Origin of the sequence: Streptomyces sp. NPDC059443 (assembly GCF_042750105.1) — a bacterium.
Lineage (GTDB): Bacteria > Actinomycetota > Actinomycetes > Streptomycetales > Streptomycetaceae > Streptomyces.
The window spans coordinates 167,428-168,648 of sequence record NZ_JBHYVM010000015.1 but is presented as its reverse complement, the minus strand read 5'-3'; the positions used below and the strand labels follow the sequence as shown (position 1 = coordinate 168,648).

Annotated in this window: 2 protein-coding genes; both read left to right on the top strand. The window is 71.8% G+C overall.

Annotated features, from left to right (window positions below):
• Window positions 1–306: vitamin B12 dependent-methionine synthase activation domain-containing protein (locus ACFXDJ_RS17365; protein ID WP_384849425.1), on the top strand; the 306-nt coding region annotated here is incomplete at its 5' end.
• Window positions 307–425: 119 nt separating this feature from the next.
• Window positions 426–1,127 (top strand): HAD family hydrolase, encoded by a 702-nt coding sequence (locus ACFXDJ_RS17360; RefSeq protein WP_384659929.1) that lies wholly within the window; start codon window positions 426–428, stop codon window positions 1,125–1,127.
• Window positions 1,128–1,221: the final 94 nt, after the last annotated feature.

Sequence of the window (1,221 nt, the reverse complement as noted above, 5' to 3'; positions counted from 1 at the left end):
CTGTCCGTGCAGCTCGCCGAGGCCATGGCCGAGTACTGGCACGCACGCGTGCGCGCCGAGCTCGGCTTCGCCGGCGAGGACCCCGCCCAGGTCCAGGACATGTTCGACCTCAAGTACCGGGGGGCCCGCTTCTCCCTCGGCTACGGAGCCTGCCCCGACCTGGAGGACCGCGCGAAGATCGCCGACCTCCTCCAGCCCGAACGGATCGGCGTCCACCTCTCCGAGGAGTTCCAGCTCCACCCCGAGCAGTCCACCGACGCCATCGTCATCCACCACCCGCAGGCGAAGTATTTCAACGCACGCTGACACGGACCGGCGTACACTAGTCGGTCCCATACAGGCCGGTCACCTGTTCCTCCGGGCATGCCCCCGGAGGTGAGGTGACCGGCCTTGTCGTCCCTCAGGACCTTCAGAGAGGTGCGCGCATGACGAGCACGGTTCCCGCCCCCGTCGCCCGTACGGCCGACGGACATGCCCTGCAGGCGGTGCTGCTCGACATGGACGGCACCCTCGTCGACACCGAGGGGTTCTGGTGGGAGATCGAGGTCGACGTCTTCGGCGAACTCGGACACCGCCTCGACGAGTCCTGGCGCGACGTGGTCGTCGGCGGCCCCATGACCCGCAGCGCCGGATTCCTCATCGAATCCACCGGCGCCGCCATCGGCCTCGCCGAACTCACCGTCCTCCTCAACGAGCGGTTCGAAGCCCGCATCGCCGACCAGGTGCCCCTCATGCCGGGCGCCGAACGGCTGCTGTCGGAGCTGGCCCGGCACAACGTGCCCACCGCCCTCGTCTCGGCCTCCCACCGGCGGGTCATCGACCAGGTCCTGCTCACCCTCGGCCGCGACCGCTTCCACCTGACGGTCGCCGGCGACGAGGTCCCGCGCACCAAGCCGCACCCCGACCCGTACCTCATGGCCGCCCGCGCCCTGGGCGCACACCCCTCGCGCTGCGCCGTCATCGAGGACACCGCCACCGGTGTGGCCTCCGCCGAGGCCGCGGGCTGCCGGGTCGTCGCCATCCCCTCGGTCGGCCGGATCGCGCCCGCCCCCGGCCGGACCATCGTGCGCTCGCTCGAAGACGTGGACCTGCCGTTCCTGCGCTCCCTCATCACTCCGATGAACTGACCGCGCACGCTCCGTACCGCACGCTCCGTACCGCGCGATGCCCGCCGCGCGCGACGCCCCACCCGCGGGGGGGAGGTCTCGCGGCACCCCCCGC

Excerpts from the sequence above, each read along its gene's own strand:
- ACFXDJ_RS17360 (WP_384659929.1), top strand. The coding sequence starts at position 426 with ATGACGAGCACGGTTCCCGCCCCCGTCGCCCGTACGGCCGACGGACAT.